Annotated in this window: 12 protein-coding genes; 5 read left to right on the top strand and 7 right to left on the bottom strand. The window is 69.2% G+C overall.

Translation table 11 applies throughout. From position 1 onward, the window contains the following. Positions 1 to 60: 60 nt before the first annotated feature. On the bottom strand, positions 61 to 891 hold the full coding sequence (locus D8670_RS09065; protein ID WP_121817794.1) for a pantoate kinase: 831 nt from the start codon (positions 889 to 891) through the stop codon (positions 61 to 63). 293 nt (positions 892 to 1,184) lie between these two features. On the opposite strand from D8670_RS09065, the gene D8670_RS09060 reads away from it, so the two are divergent. Then, positions 1,185 to 1,973, top strand: a complete 789-nt coding sequence (locus D8670_RS09060) for a formate/nitrite transporter family protein (protein ID WP_121817793.1) — start codon at positions 1,185 to 1,187, stop codon at positions 1,971 to 1,973. Between the two features lie 61 nt (positions 1,974 to 2,034). On the opposite strand, the gene aspS is transcribed toward D8670_RS09060, so the two are convergent. Continuing rightward, complete coding sequence (gene aspS, locus D8670_RS09055) at positions 2,035 to 3,336, bottom strand: aspartate--tRNA(Asn) ligase (RefSeq protein WP_121817792.1); 1,302 nt, start codon at positions 3,334 to 3,336, stop codon at positions 2,035 to 2,037. A 128-nt stretch (positions 3,337 to 3,464) separates the two neighbouring features. Here aspS and D8670_RS09050 point away from each other — a divergent pair, with 128 nt between their 5' ends. From D8670_RS09050 to D8670_RS09040, 3 genes are all read left to right on the top strand, one after another. After that, complete coding sequence (locus tag D8670_RS09050) at positions 3,465 to 3,932, top strand: Lrp/AsnC family transcriptional regulator (RefSeq protein WP_121817791.1); 468 nt, start codon at positions 3,465 to 3,467, stop codon at positions 3,930 to 3,932. 286 nt (positions 3,933 to 4,218) lie between these two features. Beyond that, the gene (locus tag D8670_RS09045) at positions 4,219 to 4,665 is read left to right on the top strand and encodes an NAD-binding protein (protein ID WP_121817790.1); all 447 of its coding nucleotides are present in this window, start codon (positions 4,219 to 4,221) and stop codon (positions 4,663 to 4,665) included. 3 nt (positions 4,666 to 4,668) lie between these two features. Next, the gene (locus tag D8670_RS09040; RefSeq protein WP_121817789.1) at positions 4,669 to 6,876 is read left to right on the top strand and encodes an amino acid permease; all 2,208 of its coding nucleotides are present in this window, start codon (positions 4,669 to 4,671) and stop codon (positions 6,874 to 6,876) included. A 10-nt stretch (positions 6,877 to 6,886) separates the two neighbouring features. Here the strand turns inward: D8670_RS09040 and D8670_RS09035 are convergent, their stop codons facing one another. Further along, positions 6,887 to 7,585 carry a phosphoglycerol geranylgeranyltransferase gene (locus D8670_RS09035; protein WP_121817788.1) on the bottom strand — a complete coding sequence of 233 codons (699 nt, stop codon included), beginning with the start codon at positions 7,583 to 7,585 and terminating at the stop codon, positions 6,887 to 6,889. Between the two features lie 135 nt (positions 7,586 to 7,720). On the opposite strand from D8670_RS09035, the gene D8670_RS09030 reads away from it, so the two are divergent. Next, positions 7,721 to 8,107 (top strand): RidA family protein, encoded by a 387-nt coding sequence (locus tag D8670_RS09030; protein ID WP_121817787.1) that lies wholly within the window; start codon positions 7,721 to 7,723, stop codon positions 8,105 to 8,107. A 60-nt stretch (positions 8,108 to 8,167) separates the two neighbouring features. Here the strand turns inward: D8670_RS09030 and D8670_RS09025 are convergent, their stop codons facing one another. The 4 genes from D8670_RS09025 to gatB all read right to left on the bottom strand — a co-directional run bounded on the left by D8670_RS09025 (position 8,168) and on the right by gatB (position 16,444). Continuing rightward, entirely contained in the window at positions 8,168 to 10,126 is a 1,959-nt protein-coding gene (locus D8670_RS09025; RefSeq protein ID WP_121817786.1) for a type IV pilin N-terminal domain-containing protein, read from the bottom strand. A gap of 78 nt (positions 10,127 to 10,204) precedes the next feature. Beyond that, entirely contained in the window at positions 10,205 to 12,685 is a 2,481-nt protein-coding gene (locus D8670_RS09020) for a DNA topoisomerase I (RefSeq protein WP_121817785.1), read from the bottom strand. A gap of 197 nt (positions 12,686 to 12,882) precedes the next feature. Then, the gene (locus tag D8670_RS09015) at positions 12,883 to 14,898 is read right to left on the bottom strand and encodes a bacterio-opsin activator domain-containing protein (RefSeq protein ID WP_162994246.1); all 2,016 of its coding nucleotides are present in this window, start codon (positions 14,896 to 14,898) and stop codon (positions 12,883 to 12,885) included. Positions 14,899 to 14,953: 55 nt separating this feature from the next. Then, a complete protein-coding gene (gatB, locus tag D8670_RS09010) occupies positions 14,954 to 16,444 on the bottom strand; it encodes an Asp-tRNA(Asn)/Glu-tRNA(Gln) amidotransferase subunit GatB (RefSeq protein ID WP_121817783.1) in 1,491 nt (496 codons plus the stop codon). Between the last annotated feature and the right edge of the window lies 1 nt (position 16,445).

Raw genomic sequence — 16,445 nt, 5'->3', positions numbered from 1 at the left:
TGATAATTGAAATTACACGTTTCCGTAAGTAAGATCGATGACAGTACCCGGACCGCCCGGTCAGCGCAGCGTCGCGCCGGCGGCGTGGGTCCGACAGACGTCGGGATCGAACCCGGCGTCGGAGAGGCCGGTGCCGAGCGCGAACACCGTCTCGCCGAGCATCGCCATCGACGCCTGGCCGTCGGCGTCGCTCACGTCCTGGATCGCGTCGCGCACGCGCTCCGTGAGCAGGCCCGCCTCGCGCGCGAACCGGCGGGAGGCGTAGATGAAGCTGGCGAGCGTCGGCTCGCGGACCACCCGCGAGAGCGCCTTTTCGCCGGCCTGTTCGAGCGGTCCGGTGTTCCCGCCGATGACGTCCTCCGTCGGGAGCTCGCCGAAGGTAACGTACTCGACACGCGCGCGCCTCGGGATGCCGTCGAGCAGGTTGTCCTGCGGCCCGCCGGGTTCGAGGCGGATCGGGATGCCGCCGCGGGCCTGCGCGACCACGTCGCCCAGACCGGTCCCCGACTGGACCTCCGCGCCGTGGGCGATGGTGACGAGCTCGTTCTCCGAGAGCTGGCGCGAGAAGGCCCGGTTGGCCGCAAGCGCCGTACCCAGCGCCATCGCGCCGGAGACGCCGAAGCCGGCGCCGATCGGCACCTCGGACTCGGCGGTCACCTGCGCGGTCACTTCGAGGGCGTCGAGCACCCGCTCGACCGGCTCCATCTCGATGCTCGTGTCGTCCAGGTACACCTCTGTCCGGTCGGCCGGGCGGACGCTGACCGTCACGCCGTCAGAGAGGGTCAGCCCCGCGCCCTGCGACCCCGCCTTCGTCGGGTCCTCGTGCTCGTGCGGGGTGAAAAACCCCGTGACGTGTCCCGGGACGAAGGCGCTCGCGGCGTCGTCGCTCATTACCCTCCCGTGAGAAGCGCGGTCGTTAACCGTTTTCCATCTCGTCCGCGGCGCGCTCGTCCAGCGGCTCCACCACGGGCGTCGCCGTCATCCACGGGACGACGACGGAGACGGCCACCGCGAGGCCGACGACCGCACGAAAGGTCGGTCAGGGTCCGGAGTCGACGTATCAGACGGACGCGAACGGTCTTTTTCCACGTCGTCGTGGTAGCCCGAAAGCGATCGCCCGTCGAGTAGCCGGACACCACCCGCTCGCGGCGGCGTCATCAGCAACCGACGGGACAGCGATACACATGGCCCTATCAGGAAAACAGACCCCTTACGAAGACATCCTCGAACAGGAGATAGAGACCGGACTGGAGGAACTGAACCGCGGGGCGCTCGGGCTCGGCCTCTCCGCGCTGTCGGCCGGGCTGGACATCGGCTTCGGACCGCTGCTGATGGCCGTGATGGTGACGCTGGCCGGCGGCACGTTCAGCGTCGCGACGACGGAGATACTCGTCGCCAACATGTACGCCGTCGGGTTCATCCTCGTCGTCCTTGGCCGGTCCGAGCTGTTCACCGAACACACGACGCTGGCGGTGCTCCCGGTGCTCGGCGGGCAGGCGTCGGTCGGCCAGCTGGGTCGCCTCTGGGCCATCGTCTACTCGGCGAACGTGGTCGGCGGCGCGGCGTTCGCCGTGCTGATGGTCACCATCATGCCGTCGGTCGGCACCGTCGACCCCCACGCGTTCGAGGAGATCGCGCTGACGTACACGACGCAGGACGTCGTGACACTGCTCGCCGGCGGCGTTCTCGCCGGCTGGCTGATGGGCCTCGTCTCGTGGCTCGTCAGCGCCGCCCAGGAGTCGATCAGCCGGGCGTTTTTCGTGTGGCTGGTGACGACGGCTATCGGGCTGGCTCATCTCCCCCACTGCATCGCCGGGAACGTCGAGATCGTCGCCGGCCTGCTCGCCTCCTCGGAGGTCGCCCTCGTCGACTACGTCGAGTTCCTCGTCGCCGCGAGCGTCGGCAACGCCGTCGGCGGGACCATCTTCGTCGCGCTGCTGAAGTACGGCCACGTGGTCGGCGGCGGAGAGTGAGTCGGCGGAAAAGTCGATCGGGCCGAGCGAACGGGGACGGTCGTTCCCGTCCGTCCGGCGTTTACGGGCTCAGACGCTGGCGATCCCGCGGGAAGAGGACGGCTTCCCGGATGTTGTCGAGGCCGAGCATCGTCATGACGAGGCGCTCACCGCCGAGGCCCCACCCGGCGTGGGGTGGCATGCCGTACTTGAACATCTTGGTGTAATACTCGAAGGCGTCGGGGTCGAGGCCCTGCTGCTCGAAGCCCTCGATGAGGCGCTCGTGGCGGTGCTCACGCTGGCCGCCGGAGACGAGCTCCATCGTCGGGTGCATCAGGTCGAAGCCGGTCGACAGCTCCTCGTCGTCGTCGTGGTCCTTGATGTAGAACGGCTTGATCTCGCTGGGCCAGTCCGTGATGAAGTAGTGTTCGCCGACCTCCTCGCCGAGCGCGTGCTCGCCCTCGGTCGGCAGGTCGTCGCCCCAGACGAGCTGCTCGTCGAGCTGGCCGGTCGCGTTGATGCGCTCGATGGCCTCCTCGTAGGTGAGCCGCGGGAACTCGCCCGACGGCGCTTCGAAGTCCTCGTACCCGAGCGTCTCGAGTTGCTCCTGGCAGTTCTCGGCGACGCCCTCGTAGGCGGCCTTCACGACCGCCTCGCAGGCGTCCATCGCGTCCTCGTGGTCGAAGAAGGCGCTCTCGAAGTCGATGGAGGTCGCCTCGTTGAGGTGCCGCGGCGTGTTGTGCTCCTCGGCGCGGAAGATCGGGCCGATCTCGAAGACGCGTTCGAGACCGGAGCCGACCATCAGCTGCTTGAACAGCTGGGGGCTCTGGTTCATGAACGCCTCGCGGCCGAAGTACGTGATCGGGAACAGCTCCGTCCCGCCCTCCGTGCCGGTGGCGACGATCTTCGGCGTGTTGATCTCGGTACCGCCGAGTTCGCGGAACTGCTCGCGGACCGAGCGCAGCACCTCCGCGCGGATCTCGAAGATGGCCTTCGACTCCTCCATGCGGAGGTCGAGGGTGCGGTTGTCGAGCCGCGTCGAGAGGTCGGCGTCGACCTTGCCCGACGGGTCGAGCGGGAGTTCGGGGTCGGCTTCCGCGATCACTTCGACCTCGTCGGGGACGACCTCGACGCCGGTCGGCGCGCGCTCCTCCTCCTCGACGTCGCCGCTGACGCGGACGACGCTCTCGCGGTTGACGTTGACGCCCGTCTCGACGAGGTCGTCGTCCATCTCGTCTTTCTCGAACTTGACCTGGATCTTGCCGGTCGTGTCGCGGACGATGAGGAAGGCGATGCCGCCGAGGTCGCGGATCTCGTGTGCCCACCCGGCGACGGTGACGGTGTCGCCCGGTTCGGCGTCCGCGGTGTAGGTCCTGTTCTCCATACCCGCCCGTTCAGGCGGCCGAGTCTTAAAAACCGTCTTTTCGAGCCACAGGGATGGGACGCGGTCGCACAGTACGGGCGGCGCTCCCGCGGGAAAAGTTACTTTTCGTGGGGCGATTACTCCCGCGTATGAGCGAGGAGCCGCTCGACGACCTCGACAGGCGGATCGTACACAGCCTCCAGCAGGACGCGCGCAAGACCTCGGCGAGCGAGATAGCCGACCGCGCGGGCGTCTCCGCGAGCACGGTGCGCAACCGTATCCGAAACCTGGAGAAAGCGGGCATCGTCACCGGGTACCGACCCGAGGTCAACTACGAGGAGGCGGGCTACCAGCTCCGGACGCTCATCGTCTGCACCGCGCCGATCCCCCAGCGGGAGTCCCTCGCCCGCGAGGCGCTGGAAGTGCCGGGGGTCGTCGCCGTCCGCGAGGTCATGACCGGCACCGAGAACGTCCACGTCGAGGCCGTCGGGGCGGACAGCGACGACCTCAGCAGGATCGGGCAGGACCTCGACGAACTCGGCCTCGAGGTCGTCGACGAGGACCTGATACGCAACGAGTACGAACACGCCTTCCACGGGTTCGACGTCGAGGTGTAGCGACACCTCACCTCTTCTCCCCCACCCCCGTCCTCAGAGACGGGTGCGCCGACGGATCCGCCCCGTTCCCGAACTGCCCCGATCGATCGTCTAGGACGGTTCAGGAATATATAGAGAATATAATCGGGATTCACGAATCACACCAGCGAGTTTATGCGGATGCAGCAATCATTCACTCCTACGGAGCCAACCATGAGCCACAGATCGACCTCCATTATCCGCCTCGTCCCGGTCAGTACCGCACGGGCCCCGCGCCTCGCACCGAACCGCGTCGTCGGCAGGGCCCATGGCTAGGACTCAGCCTCGCGGGGCCTCCGACGACCGGTCCGGAAACGGGGCGTTCCGTGCCTACGTGATCGGCGACGACGGCGTCGGGATCGGCATCGCGCAGAACCTGGCGGACGCCGTCGAGTCGACGTTCGTCGCCGGGGACGACGAGACCGTCGCCGCCGCGGAGAGCGCCGGTCTCGACGCCCGCCCCGCGGACCTGACGGACCCCCTGTCGCTCCGGCGCGCCGGCGTCGGCGACGCGGATCTGGCCGTCGTCGCCAGCGGGCGCGACGGGCGAAACGTCCTCGTCGCGCAGCTCCTCCGGACGGAACTGGACGTCGACGACGTCGTCGTCCGCCTCGCCGACCCGCGGAACGCGGACGCGTTCGACGGCGTCGACGTGGACACAGTCTGCGTCTCCTCGATGTTCGCCGAAGAGATAGCCGACCGACTGACGACCTGACTCATGCCGAAGGAACTAGAACGAGACCTCGGACTGTTCGCGGTGATAGCGATAAGCATCGGCGCGATGGTCGGGAGCGGGATCTTCATCCTCCCCGGCCTGGCACTGAAGACGGCGGGCCCGGCCGTCATCCTCGCGTACCTGCTCGCGGGGGTACTCGTCCTGCCGGCCGCCCTGAGCAAGGCGGAGATGGCGACCGCAATGCCGGAGGCCGGCGGCACCTACATCTACATCGAGCGCGGCATGGGCCCGCTGCTCGGCACCATCGCGGGCGTCGGCACCTGGTTCTCCCTCTCGTTTAAGGGCGCGCTGGCGCTGGTCGGCGGCGTCCCCTACCTGCTGTACCTGTTCGACCTGCCGGTGAAACCGGTCGCGCTCGCGCTGGCGGCCGTCCTCGTCCTCGTCAACCTCTTCGGCGCGAAACAGACCGGGCGCCTCCAGATCGCCATCGTCGCCGTCATGCTCGCGGCCATGGTCTGGTTCGTCGTCGGCGGGCTGCCGTCGACGTCGAACGCCTACTACGGCGGCTTCTTCGACAAGGGATCCGGCGGGTTGCTCGCGGCGACCGGCCTCGTGTTCGTCTCCTACGCGGGGGTGACGAAGATCGCGAGCGTCGCCGAGGAGGTCGAGAACCCCGACCGGAACATCCCGCTCGGGATCCTCGGCTCGCTCGCGTTCACGACCCTGCTGTACGTCCTCATCGTCGTCGTGATGGTGGGCGTGACGCCGCCCGACCTGCTCAGCGACTCGGGCGTGCCGATGATCCACGCCGCCGAGGCGACGCTCGCGATGCCGGGCGTCATCGCCATCATCGTCGCGGCCGTTCTCGCCCTCGTCAGCACGGCGAACGCCGGCATCCTCTCCTCGTCTCGCTACCCGTTCGCGATGGCCCGTGACCAGCTCGCGCCCGAGTCCCTGACCGAGATCCACGAGGAGTGGGGCACGCCGGCCCGGGCGATCACGCTCACCGGCGCCGTGATGCTCCTGCTCATCGCGTTCGTCCCGATCCTCCAGATCGCGAAGCTCGCCAGCGCCTTCCAGATCATCGTGTTCGCGCTGGTCAACGGCGCCGTCATCGCCTTCCGCGAGGGGAACGTCGGCGACTACGACCCGAGCTTCGAGTCGCCGCTGTACCCCTGGACCCAGATCGCGGGGATCGCCGGCGGCTTCCTCCTCATCGGCTACATGGGGACGATCCCGCTCGTCGGTGCGGTCGTCATCACCGTCGGGTCCGGGCTGTGGTACTTCTACTACGCCCGGGGTCAGGTCGACCGCGAGGGAGCGGCGACGGACGTCATGCGCCGGACGGTCGGCCGCAAGGCCGTCGAGCGGACGAAGTCCACCTTCGAGGAAGTCGACGGCTACGAGGTGCTGGTCGCGATCACCGAGGACACGAGCGAGCGGCGCGAGCGGACGCTGTTGCGGATCGCCGCCGACATCGCGCGGGAGAACGACGGGAGCGTCACCGTCGTCCAGTTCGACGAGGTGCCCGACCAGGCGCCGCTCGAACACGTGTCGGAGACGCAGTCACCCGCCGACGTGGAGTTCGAGGAGTGGACGGCCGAACTCACCGACGAGTTCGACGTGCCGGTCCACTACGGCGAGATCGTCAGCCACGACACGAAGCGGGCTATCGTCAACTTCGCCGGGCACGAGGACGCGGACTTCCTCCTGCTGGAGCGCGCGGACGACCCGCTGTACGCGTCGGTGTTCGGCACCAGCATCGAGTGGATCACCCGGAACGCGCCCTGCGACGTGTTGCTCATCGAGGACCGCGACCTGGACCGGATCCACTCCATCACGGTCGTCACCGACCGCGGGCCGTTCGACCCGCGGAAGATCGCCGTCGCGAACGCGCTGGCGAGCGAGGCCGGCGCCCGGATCGACCTGCTCTACCCGCTCGACGGCGCGGCCACCGAGACGCGCCGCGAGACGATAGACGAGTACCTCGCGGAACTGGAGTCGCTGTGTTCGGTTCCGGTGAACCGCTCGATCGTCCGGACCGACGACCCCGAGCGGGATTTCGTCTCCGTCACCGACCCCAGTGACGTGCTGGTCATCGGCACGGACGGTGGACGGATCCGGGGGAACCTGTTCGGGCGGCCGGCGGACAGGATCGTCGACAGCGTCGACTGCACGGCGATCCAGATAGACTCGAAGGAGGGGCGGTCCGGGCCGCTCCGCCGCATCGTCGAGCGCGTCGTGTTCTGACGCCGACGGCTCAGGCGTCCTTCGCGCCCTCGACGGTCTCGCGGACCGCGTCGACGCCCTCGTCGTGGACCAGATCGCCCACGACGACCACGTCCGCGTGCTCGCCCATCGTGTGCGCGGAGTCGTAGTCGTGGATGCCGCCGCCGTAGAAGAGCGTCGCCTCGTCGAGCGCGTCGGCCGCGGCGCGGACCTTCTCGGGGTCGCCGAGGGTGCCGGAGTACTCGACGTAGACGATCTCCTGACCGAACATCTGCTCGGCGACCTCGGCGTAGGCCGCGACGTCCTCCGCGCTCTGGTCGCAGTCGGCCTGCGTGAGCTGGGCCGCGCTCGCCTCTGAGTTGAGGATGATGTACGCCTCCGTGGTCGTGCGCCCCCAGTCCACGTCGTCCGCCTTCACCCACTCCTTGTGCGCGCCGGTGATCCACGCCACGTCGCCCGCGTTCAACACGACGGGGACGAGGAAACCGTCGACCGCGTCGTCGTGGACGACGACCGCCGGGTTGCTCGGCTCCTGATAGAGCGGCACGTCGTACTTCGCGCAGGCGTCGATGACGCGCTCCATCTTCTCGCTGGTCACGTCCAGCGTGCCGCCGATCTCGAGCGCGTCCGTGCCCGTCTCGCAGACGTCCTCGAACGTCTCGCCCTCGACCAGCGTCTTGTCGGGGTCGATCTTCACGATGTGGTCCCAATCGGCCCACGCTTCAGTCATACGAGCGCATTTAAAATAGTCCGTCAAAACCCCTTCGAAACCGCCGGTCGGCGTCGGACGCGGACGCGTCCGTCGGTCCCGCCCGCCGCGTCCGTCGCCGGAACCGTTTTCACGCGACCCGTCGAGACGCGCCGCATGGACCGGAAGACGGTGGAGAGCGACACCGCGTGGGAGACCGCGGTCGGCTACGCCAGGGCCGTGCGCGCCGGGGACGAGATACACGTCTCGGGGACCACCGCGACCGACGAGAACGGGGAGCTAGTCGGCGAAGGCGACCCGTACGCGCAGGCGAAGCAGGCGCTCGCGAACGTCGAGGACGCGCTTGAGGCCGCCGGCGCGAGCGCCGACGACGTGGTCCGAACGCGCGTGTACGTCACGGACATCGAGCAGTGGGAGGCGATCGGCCGCGCCCACCGCGAGACGTTCGGCGACGTCCGGCCCGCGACGAGCATGGTGCAGGTCGAGCGGCTGATCGACCCCGAGATGCTCGTCGAGATCGAAGCCGTGGCGAAAGCAGCGTGACCGCGACCGACGGGGACCCGGCCGAATCGCGCACCGAGTCCGCGCGCGGCCGTCGCCGCCTCAGTCTTCGAGGCGCTCGCCGTCGAGCCCTCGGTCGCCGTGCTGGACGATGACGTACCGGGCGTCGTCGGGAACCTCGACGGTGATCGAGTCGCCCTCCTCGACCGTTTCACCGGACTCGCCCCAGGCGACCGTGTCCTCGCTGGGCCCGTCGCCGTGGAACGTGACCGTCAGATCCCCGGCGTCGACGGGTTCGCCGCCGTCGTGGGTGATCTCGACCCGCCCGTCGTCGAGCGTATCGAACGCAAACGAGACGTCGGGGGTGACGACCTGCGACGTCACCTCCATCCGCTCGTCGGCGCCGACCCACTCGACCGTCACCTCGGCGCCGAGGTCGGCGTCGAGGTCGATCGCGTCGCCCTCGGAGAGCTCGTCGTACCGGTCCGCGAACTGGGTCGCCGCCGGTTCGCCGTCGACCAGCACCCTGTACTCGTCGACCGAGGCGTCGATAGCGGCGTGGCCGGCGTCTCCGGCGTACACGAGGCTCGTCTCGCCGTTCTCGCGCTCCACGGCGAAGTAGCCGGACGGCCGGGCGGCGACCGACACGACGCTCGTCCCGTACGCGCCGTTGCCCACCTCGACGGTACAGGAGATGCTCACTCGGTCGCCGGGGGTCACGCCCTCGACGACGATCTCGTCCCCGGCCGTCAGGGTCTCATGGTACTCGGAGACGGGCGTCTCCTCCGGCCGCTCGTACGCGTCGTCGTCTCGGACGTCCCGCCGGTGGTCGACTTCGAGCCGGTCCGTATCGGCCGGCTGGTCACCGGTGTAGGTGATCGTCACCCGCTCGGCGTCGACGGCGTAGGCCGTCTCGAAGGACGAGCGGTCGTACGCGATGCGGTCGGCGAGGTGGTCGAACGTCTCCTCGTCCTCCGGGTCCTCCCAGCGCACCCGGACGTGCGAGAACGGGTCCGCGGCGACGGTGATCGCGTCGCCCGCTTCGACCGTGTCGTACTCGTCCGCGAACTGGGCGTCCGTCGGCTCGCCGTCGACCTTCACCGTCAGCTCCTCGGCGCCGACCGACTCGCCGCTCCGGTGCGTGACCGTCGCCTCGGCGGCCCCGTCATCGTACTCAATGTCGAAGTGGGCGTCCGGCGACGCATCGCGGTCGGGCTGGGGCGGCTGCTCGTAGGTGATCGTCACGACGCCGCGGCGGCCGTCCGTCTCCACGGACCGCTCCTGGATACCCTCGCCCCAGTTGTTCTCGACCGCCGTGCGGAGCGTCTCGGCGTCGACCGACGACTCGTCCGAGAACAGCGCGACGAACGTCTGTCGACTGGTCCGCTCGCCGAGTTCCGTCGACGCGACGGCGACCGCGTCGACCGCGTCGGCGTCGAGCGACTCCCAGCGGCGGTAGCTCCGCTCCCCGTCGAACCGGGTGATCACCCTGACGAGCTGCTCGTCGACGACGGGTTCGACCACCGTCGCGATCCGGTCGCTGTCCGCGAGCGACGCGGTCGAGCCCTCGGCCGCGCTCCGGGCGGCGTCGATGCCACCGGTCCACTGTTCACCGTCGTCGTACCCCATCGCGGCCACCAACTGCCCGTCGACCGTCCCCGTCGCCAGGTCGTCCTCGACGGACGCGTCGGCGGGGTCGTAGGACCCGGAGAACGCGACGATCGACGCGGACTGTTCGTCGTACGTCGCCGAGACGCCGTAGTCCACGGACGACGGGTCGAGCCCGAACTGGTCGGCGACGCTCTCGCCGTACTGCTCGTCGGGATCGGGGGAGATGACGACGACGCGAGAGGGGCGCTCGCCGTCTACCTCCGCGGGAAGCACCCCGAGGGCCTCGACGAGCGCGTCGGGAAGTCCGGAGTCCTCGTCGGTGGTCGTCTCGTTATCGGTCGTCGGATCGTCGGTGCCGTTGGATCGCTCGTCGGGAGCGGTCGACAGACACCCGGCTGCGGCCGTGATACCGCCGGCTACGAGGAGCCGGCGCCTGCTGATGGGGACCATTCCTCGAAAACTTCGCCGCCTTCATTCATAAAACTAATTGAATTTCACCGGAAGTTGCAGGTCGCCCGTCACCGGACGCTACGCCTCGGCCTGCCAGTCCTCGATCCGGTCGGCGCTCACGCCGTCGACGTCCTCGGCCACCGCTTCTGGGTCGGCGTCGGTCAGGTCGTCGAGGCTCTCGATGCCCGCCTCGACGAGCTTCTCGGCGGTCTTCGCGCCGAGGCCGTCGAGCGCTTCGAGGTCGGTCCCGGAGTCGCTCTCGCGGGCCTGGTACTCCTGGTAGTTGCAGATGGGACAGCCCAGTTCCCACGGGTCGTCGCCGTTGTGGACGACGAGTTCGGGCAGGTCGTGCTCCTCGCAGCGGCCGTCGGTGACCTCTATCTCGCCGCGGCGGGGGAGCGGCAGCGAGTAGTCGCAGTCGGGGTAGCGGTCGCAGCCGACCAGCCGCGAGCCGTTGCGGAGCTGCTTGATGACGAGTTCGCCGTCGTGGTCGTCGCCGCAGTTCGGACAGTCGCCGATGACCGGCCCCTCGCCGGCCTCGTCGGCCTTGCACTGCGGGCAGCCGTGGACGAACGTCTGGCGCCCGGCGAGCATCTTCACCTCGTGGAGGTCGTGCTCGTCGCAGGTCTCGTCGAGGATGAGCGGCTTGCCCGTGTTCGGGAGCGGGAGGGTGTACTCGCAGTCGGGGTAGCCGTCGCAGCCGACGAACGCGGACCCGCGGTTGCTCCGGCGGACGAGCAGGTCGTCGCCGCACTCGGGGCAGGGGCCGAGGCGCTTGTCGGCCTTCAGCGACTTCCGGAGGTGGTCGCCTATCTCCTCGCGGGAGTCGGTCAGCGAGTCGAACACCGTCTCCAGCATCTCGCGGGACTCGTCCGTGACGTCGTCGAGCGTCGCCTCGCCCTCGGCGATCGCGGTCATGTCCCGCTCAAGCTGGCTCGTCATCTCCTCGCTCGTGACCCGGTCCGCGAACTCCTCGGCCGCCTCGACGACGGCCATCGCGAGCTGCGTGGGGCGGGGCGGGTCGCCCTCGACGTAGCCGCGGTCGTAGAGCTTCTCGATGGTGTTGTGGCGCGTCGACTTCGTCCCGATCCCCATGTCCTCCATCGTCTCGATGAGCCGCGACTGCCCGTAGCGCCGCGGCGGCTGGGTCTGTTTCTCCTCCAGCCGAACGTCGCCGACGGCGAGCTCCTCGCCCTCGCTCACGTCGGGCACGTAGTTCTCGCTGGTGGAGAAGTAGGGGTACACGTCGTGGTAGCCGGTCTCGACGAGGCGCTTGCCGTTGGCCTTCAGCGACAGACCGTCCGTGCTCGCGACGACCTTGAGGTGCTCCCAGGTGGCGTCGTCGGCCACGGTCGCGAAGAAGCGCCGGACGACGAGCTCGTACACCTCCCACTCGTCGTCGGAGAGCTCGCCCGCGCCGGGGAACTCGCCGGTCGGGTGGATCGGCGGGTGGTCGGTCGTCTCCTCGTCGCCGCGGGTGGGCGAGATCTCGTCGCGCTCCAGCAGCGACTCGGCGTCGTCGCCGAACTCGCGGTGGCCGACGAACTCGTCGAGCAGGTCCTCCGGCTCCAGGTCGTCGGGGTAGACCGTGTTGTCGGTCCGGGGGTAGGTGACGTAGCCGGCGGTGTAGAGGTCCTCCGCGATGCTCATCGCGCGCTGGGCGGAGTAGCCGAGGCTGCCGGCGGCGCGGATGAACTGCGTGGTGTTGAACGGGGCCGGCGGCGCGTCCGTGCGCGTCCGGCGGTTGACGCGGTCGACCGTGACCGCGGCCGCGTCGGCGAGCGTCTCGTGGGCCTCGTCGGCGGCGGTCTCGTCCCAGACGCGCTCTGCCTCGTTGCCGTCCTCGTCGCGGTAGAAGTACTGCGCCTCGAACTCGTCGCCGTTCTTCGCGAGGTCGGCGAACAGCTCCCAGTAGTCCTCGGGGTCGAACGCCTCGATCTCGCGCTCGCGGTCGACAATGAGCTTCAGAGTCGGGCTCTGCACCCGGCCGACGCTGATGAAGTCGTCGCCGAGCTGCCCGGCCGACAGCGAGAGGAAGCGGGTGAGCGCCGCGCCCCAGACGAGGTCGATGATCTGGCGGGCCTCGCCGGCCGCCGCGAGGTCGAAGTCGAGGTCCTCGGGGTTGTCGAACGCCTCCCGGACCTCGTTTTCGGTGATCGACGAGAACCGCACCCGCTGGATCGGGGCGTCCTCGTTCACGTCGCGGACGAGCTCGTAGGCCTCTTTCCCGATGAGCTCGCCCTCGCGGTCGTAGTCGGTGGCGATCGTCGCGGCGTCGGCCTTCCGGGCGAGCAGGCGGAGCGCGCTGACGATGTTCTCCTGGGTCGGCTTCTTCTCGATGCTGGCATCTATCAGCTCGACCGGCTCGACGTCGCGCCAGTCGCTGTACTCGTCGGGGAAGTCGACGCCGACGACGTGGCCCGAGAGGCCCACGCAGCGCTTGCCGCCCCACTTGTACACGTTGACGCCGTTGCGCCGCTCGGCGTCGGCGGTCCCGCCGGAGAGGATGTCCGCGATCCGTCGCGCGGCGTTGTCCTTCTCGGTGATGATCAGTTCCACCGGGTCTCCCTCCGTCCTCGACTCATTGGGGATCGGTAGGCCGAGGGTGGGCCTAAACCTTTCGGGGCGAAACCGCCCGACAGCGCGGGTGTGCGGGCGTGTACGCGGGCGTTCGGACGCACGGACGACCCCGCGTCGGGACGGTCGACCGGCGCTCGGTCACCGCCGCAACGCGGGCGGTCGCGCGCCTCGTCCGCTCACTCCTCCTCGTCCTCGAACAGGAAGCGCAGCAGCTTGTCCTGAGCGATCCTCAGGTGGTTGTGGAAGGTCGGCGACGCGATCCCCAGCGACTCGGCGACCTCCTCGGCGGTGCGGTCCCGCGGCCACTCGAAGTACCCCGACCGGTACGCCGTCTTCAGCGCGGTGCGCTGGCGGTCGGTGAGCCGGTCCAGCAGGTGTTCGCGGTACTGCCCATCGGTCTCGATTTCGCGGTGTCGGGTTCGCTGGGCCACGAGGTCGATTCCTGGGAACTCTGCTTCCAACGCGTCGACGACGGCCCGGACGTCCGCGCCCGCGGAGACGTCCGCGAGGATACGGGCCTCGCCGTCCTCGACGACCATCGACGTGATCGTCGCGCCGTACTCCGCGAGCGTCGCGGTCACGGTTTCGGTCGTCGTCGAGAACTCGAACAGCAGCTCGTCGTCCCCGTCGTCGACGAGGGTCACGTCCTCGGCCGTCGCCGCGTCGGCGGCCGCCTCGCGGATCGTCTCGGCCTCGACGCCCTCGACGGCGACGTACGCGAGCGGGGTGTCGTCGGCCGCGAGCGTGACGCCTTCGAGCCGGAGCGTCGCGCCCGTCTCCGCCGACACGGCGGTGGGGAAGTAGCCGTCGTCGACGAGCCCGAACTCGAGTTCGATCCGCTCGTCGGTGACCAGCGCCTGCTTGCGCTCGACGGCGGCGATGGCGTGGCCGATCGTCCGGCCGAGCTCCGCGAGGACGTCGCGGTCGCGCTCGTCGAACCCGTTCGGCTCGGTCGAGTAGACCGACAGAACGCCGTAGATCGTCTTATCGTACAGCAGGGGCACGGCCGCGCCCGACCGGAACCCCCGCTCCAGCGCGGGGTCGCGCCACCGCTCGAACCCTTCGTCGGTGGCCATGTCCCGCACGACGGACACGGTGCCGGTGTCGAGCACGGTCCCGGCCGGCCCCTCGCCGCAGATGCTCCCGTTGTTCGTCTTGGAGATGTCGGCGAGGTAGCCGTCGCCGGCGCCGGCGCGCGACCGGGGTTCGATCGTGTCGTCGGCGAGGTTCTCCTGCCCGATCCAGGCGAACGCGTACGGGCCGTCGCCGGTCAGGCGCTCGCAGACGGTCTCCTCGATCTCCGCGCGCGAGGACGCCTCGACCAGCCCCTGCGCCACGTCGCGGATGACCTGAGTGATGCGGTTCAGGGCGACGAGTTCGTCGCGCTGGCGCTCCAGTTCCCGCTCTCGCCGCTCGCGCTCGGTGACGTCGCGGACGATCGCGACGAACAGCCGCTCTCCCTCGTACACCTCCTCGTGCACCGACAGCGAGATCGGCACCTCGTGGCCGTCGGCGTGGAGCGCCGAGAACGCCATGTCCTGCCACTCGTTCCCCGGCGGATTGTCGTCGACGTACCGCCGGAACCCGTCGAGGTGCGCCTGCCGGTACGCCGGCGGGATGATCGTCGTGACCGGTTCGCCCTCCAGCTCGTCCGGGTCGCGGCCGAACACGTCCTCGACGGCCCCGCTGGCGTAGCAGATCCGGTTCTCGGCCGTGACGACGAGGATGGCGTCGTTGGCCCGCCGGACGATCATCTCCAACAGCAGTTCCTCGTGGGTACCGGCGCGCTCCCGGTGGGCGGCGACGACGTGCTGGATACGGCGTGCGAGCGTCGCGGCGCCCTCGTCCACACGGACGTAGTCGGTTGGGCCGCCGCTGGTCGTCCCGTCGTCGAGGGACGGAACTGGCTCGTCGCCCTCGACGAGCACGACCCCCGCGAGCGACGGCCGCTCCTCCCGCGCGGCGGCGAGCAGGTCCGTCCCGTCGCCCTGGGGGCCGGCCGCGTCGACGACGAGGCAGTCCACGGACCCGTCGACTCGTTGCAGGGCCTCGTCCGCCGACGCCGCGGTCGTCAACGTCGCGGTTCCCTCCTCGAACAGGTCCACTGCCGCCGCGACCAGGTCGGCGTGTCGCCCCGCGTACAGCACGCCAGTCGGACGCGATCGATCGAAGATAGAGAGAGTAGATGACACTGCGGCATAACTATACCTTCTAAAACAAAAAGATATCGACAGAAACGTCTGGCGGCTACGCGTCGTCGAGTTCGGCGCGCAGGAGTTCGTTGACCGTGCCGGGGTCGGCGCTGCCACCGGTCTCCTGCATGACCTGGCCGACGAGGAAGTTCAGCGCGCCGCCCTCGCCGTCGTAGTAATCCTCGACCGCGTCGGGGTTCTCGTCGATCGCCGCCTCGACCGCCTGCTGCACCTCGTCCTCGCCGGTCTTGCCGAGGCCCTCGTCCTCGACGACCGCGTCCGGGTCGTCGCCGTCGTCGAGCATCCGGCGCAGCACCGTTTCGCGAGCGTTCTTGGCGGTGATCTCGTCCTCGGCGACGAGTTCGACGAGGCGGCGGACCTCGTCGAGCCGGCCCTCGATCGACGCGATCTCCATGTCGCGGTAGTTGAGTTCGCCGAGCAGGTTGTCGGCGACCCACGTCGCGGCGAGGTCCGGGTCGAACTCGCTCGCCAGGTCCTCGTAGAAGTCGGCGACCGCCTTCGTGGAGGTGAGCTTCGAAGCCGCCTCCCCGCTCAGGTCGTACTCCTCGCGGAAGCGCTCGCGGCGGGCGTCGGGGAGTTCGGGGATGTCGATGCGCTCCTTCCAGTCCGAGACACGCAGCGGCGGCAGGTCGGCCTCGCGGAAGTAGCGGTAGTCCTTCTCCTCCTCCTTCGAGCGCATCGAGACGGTGATGCCCCGGGACTCGTCCCAGTGGCGCGTCTCCTGCTCGACCTCGCGGCCGCGCTGGATGGCGTTTTTCTGGCGGGTCTCCTCGTAGGCCAGCGCCTTCTCCGCGCCCTTGTGGCTGGTGATGTTCTTCACTTCGGTGCGGTTGGCGGCCTCCAGGGCCTCCTCGCCGATCTCGCCGTCCTCGCCGACCGCGTCGCCGGGGACGATGCTCAGGTTGGCGTCGACGCGGAGGCTCCCGTCGCGCGTGCTGTCGAAGACGCCGAGGTACTCGAGCACCTCCTCCAGTTTGGCGAGGAAGGATCGAACCTCCTCGGAGCCCCGGAAGTCGGGGCGGGTGACGATCTCCATCAGCGGCGTCCCCGCGCGGTTGTAGTTGACGAGGGTGTAGTCGGCGGTGTCGATGCTCCCGCCCTTGTGCTGGAGGCTCCCGGGGTCCTCCTCCAGGTGCGCGCGGCGGATGCCGACGGTGCGGCGCTCGCCGCCCACGCTGAACTCCAGTTCACCGTCCCGACACAGCGGCGCGTCGTACTGCGTGATCTGGAAGTTCTTCGGCAGGTCGGGATAGTAGTAGTTCTTCCGGTGGAACGCCGTCTCCTCGGGGATGTCGGCGTCGATCGCCTTCCCAACCTTCACGGCTCCCTCGACGGCCGCCTCGTTGATCACGGGCAAGGCGCCGGGGAGGCCGAGGCAGACGGGACAGGTGCGCGTGTTCGGCTCGGCGTCGGCGGCGTCGGTCGAACAGCCACAGAAGATCTTCGTGTCCGTCTCCAGCTGGACGTGGACCTCCAGCCCGATGACGGTCGCGAGGTCCTCCTGCTGGGCAGCCTGTGCGGTCATT

The organism is Halostella limicola (assembly GCF_003675875.1).
Classification (GTDB): Archaea; Halobacteriota; Halobacteria; order Halobacteriales; family Natronoarchaeaceae; genus Halostella; species Halostella limicola.
This window is presented reverse-complemented; position numbering and strand designations above follow the sequence as displayed.

What these genes read in the sequence shown, in the direction of transcription:
- D8670_RS09040 (WP_121817789.1), top strand. Translation starts at nt 4,669, where the DNA reads ATGCCGAAGGAACTAGAACGAGACCTCGGACTGTTCGCGGTGATAGCG.
- D8670_RS09030 (WP_121817787.1), top strand. Translation starts at nt 7,721, where the DNA reads ATGGACCGGAAGACGGTGGAGAGCGACACCGCGTGGGAGACCGCGGTC.
- aspS (WP_121817792.1), bottom strand. Translation starts at nt 3,336, where the DNA reads ATGGAGAACAGGACCTACACCGCGGACGCCGAACCGGGCGACACCGTC.
- gatB (WP_121817783.1), bottom strand. Translation starts at nt 16,444, where the DNA reads ATGACCGCACAGGCTGCCCAGCAGGAGGACCTCGCGACCGTCATCGGG.
- D8670_RS09035 (WP_121817788.1), bottom strand. Translation starts at nt 7,585, where the DNA reads ATGACTGAAGCGTGGGCCGATTGGGACCACATCGTGAAGATCGACCCC.
- D8670_RS09050 (WP_121817791.1), top strand. Translation starts at nt 3,465, where the DNA reads ATGAGCGAGGAGCCGCTCGACGACCTCGACAGGCGGATCGTACACAGC.
- D8670_RS09060 (WP_121817793.1), top strand. Translation starts at nt 1,185, where the DNA reads ATGGCCCTATCAGGAAAACAGACCCCTTACGAAGACATCCTCGAACAG.
- D8670_RS09025 (WP_121817786.1), bottom strand. Translation starts at nt 10,126, where the DNA reads ATGGTCCCCATCAGCAGGCGCCGGCTCCTCGTAGCCGGCGGTATCACG.
- D8670_RS09065 (WP_121817794.1), bottom strand. Translation starts at nt 891, where the DNA reads ATGAGCGACGACGCCGCGAGCGCCTTCGTCCCGGGACACGTCACGGGG.
- D8670_RS09045 (WP_121817790.1), top strand. Translation starts at nt 4,219, where the DNA reads ATGGCTAGGACTCAGCCTCGCGGGGCCTCCGACGACCGGTCCGGAAAC.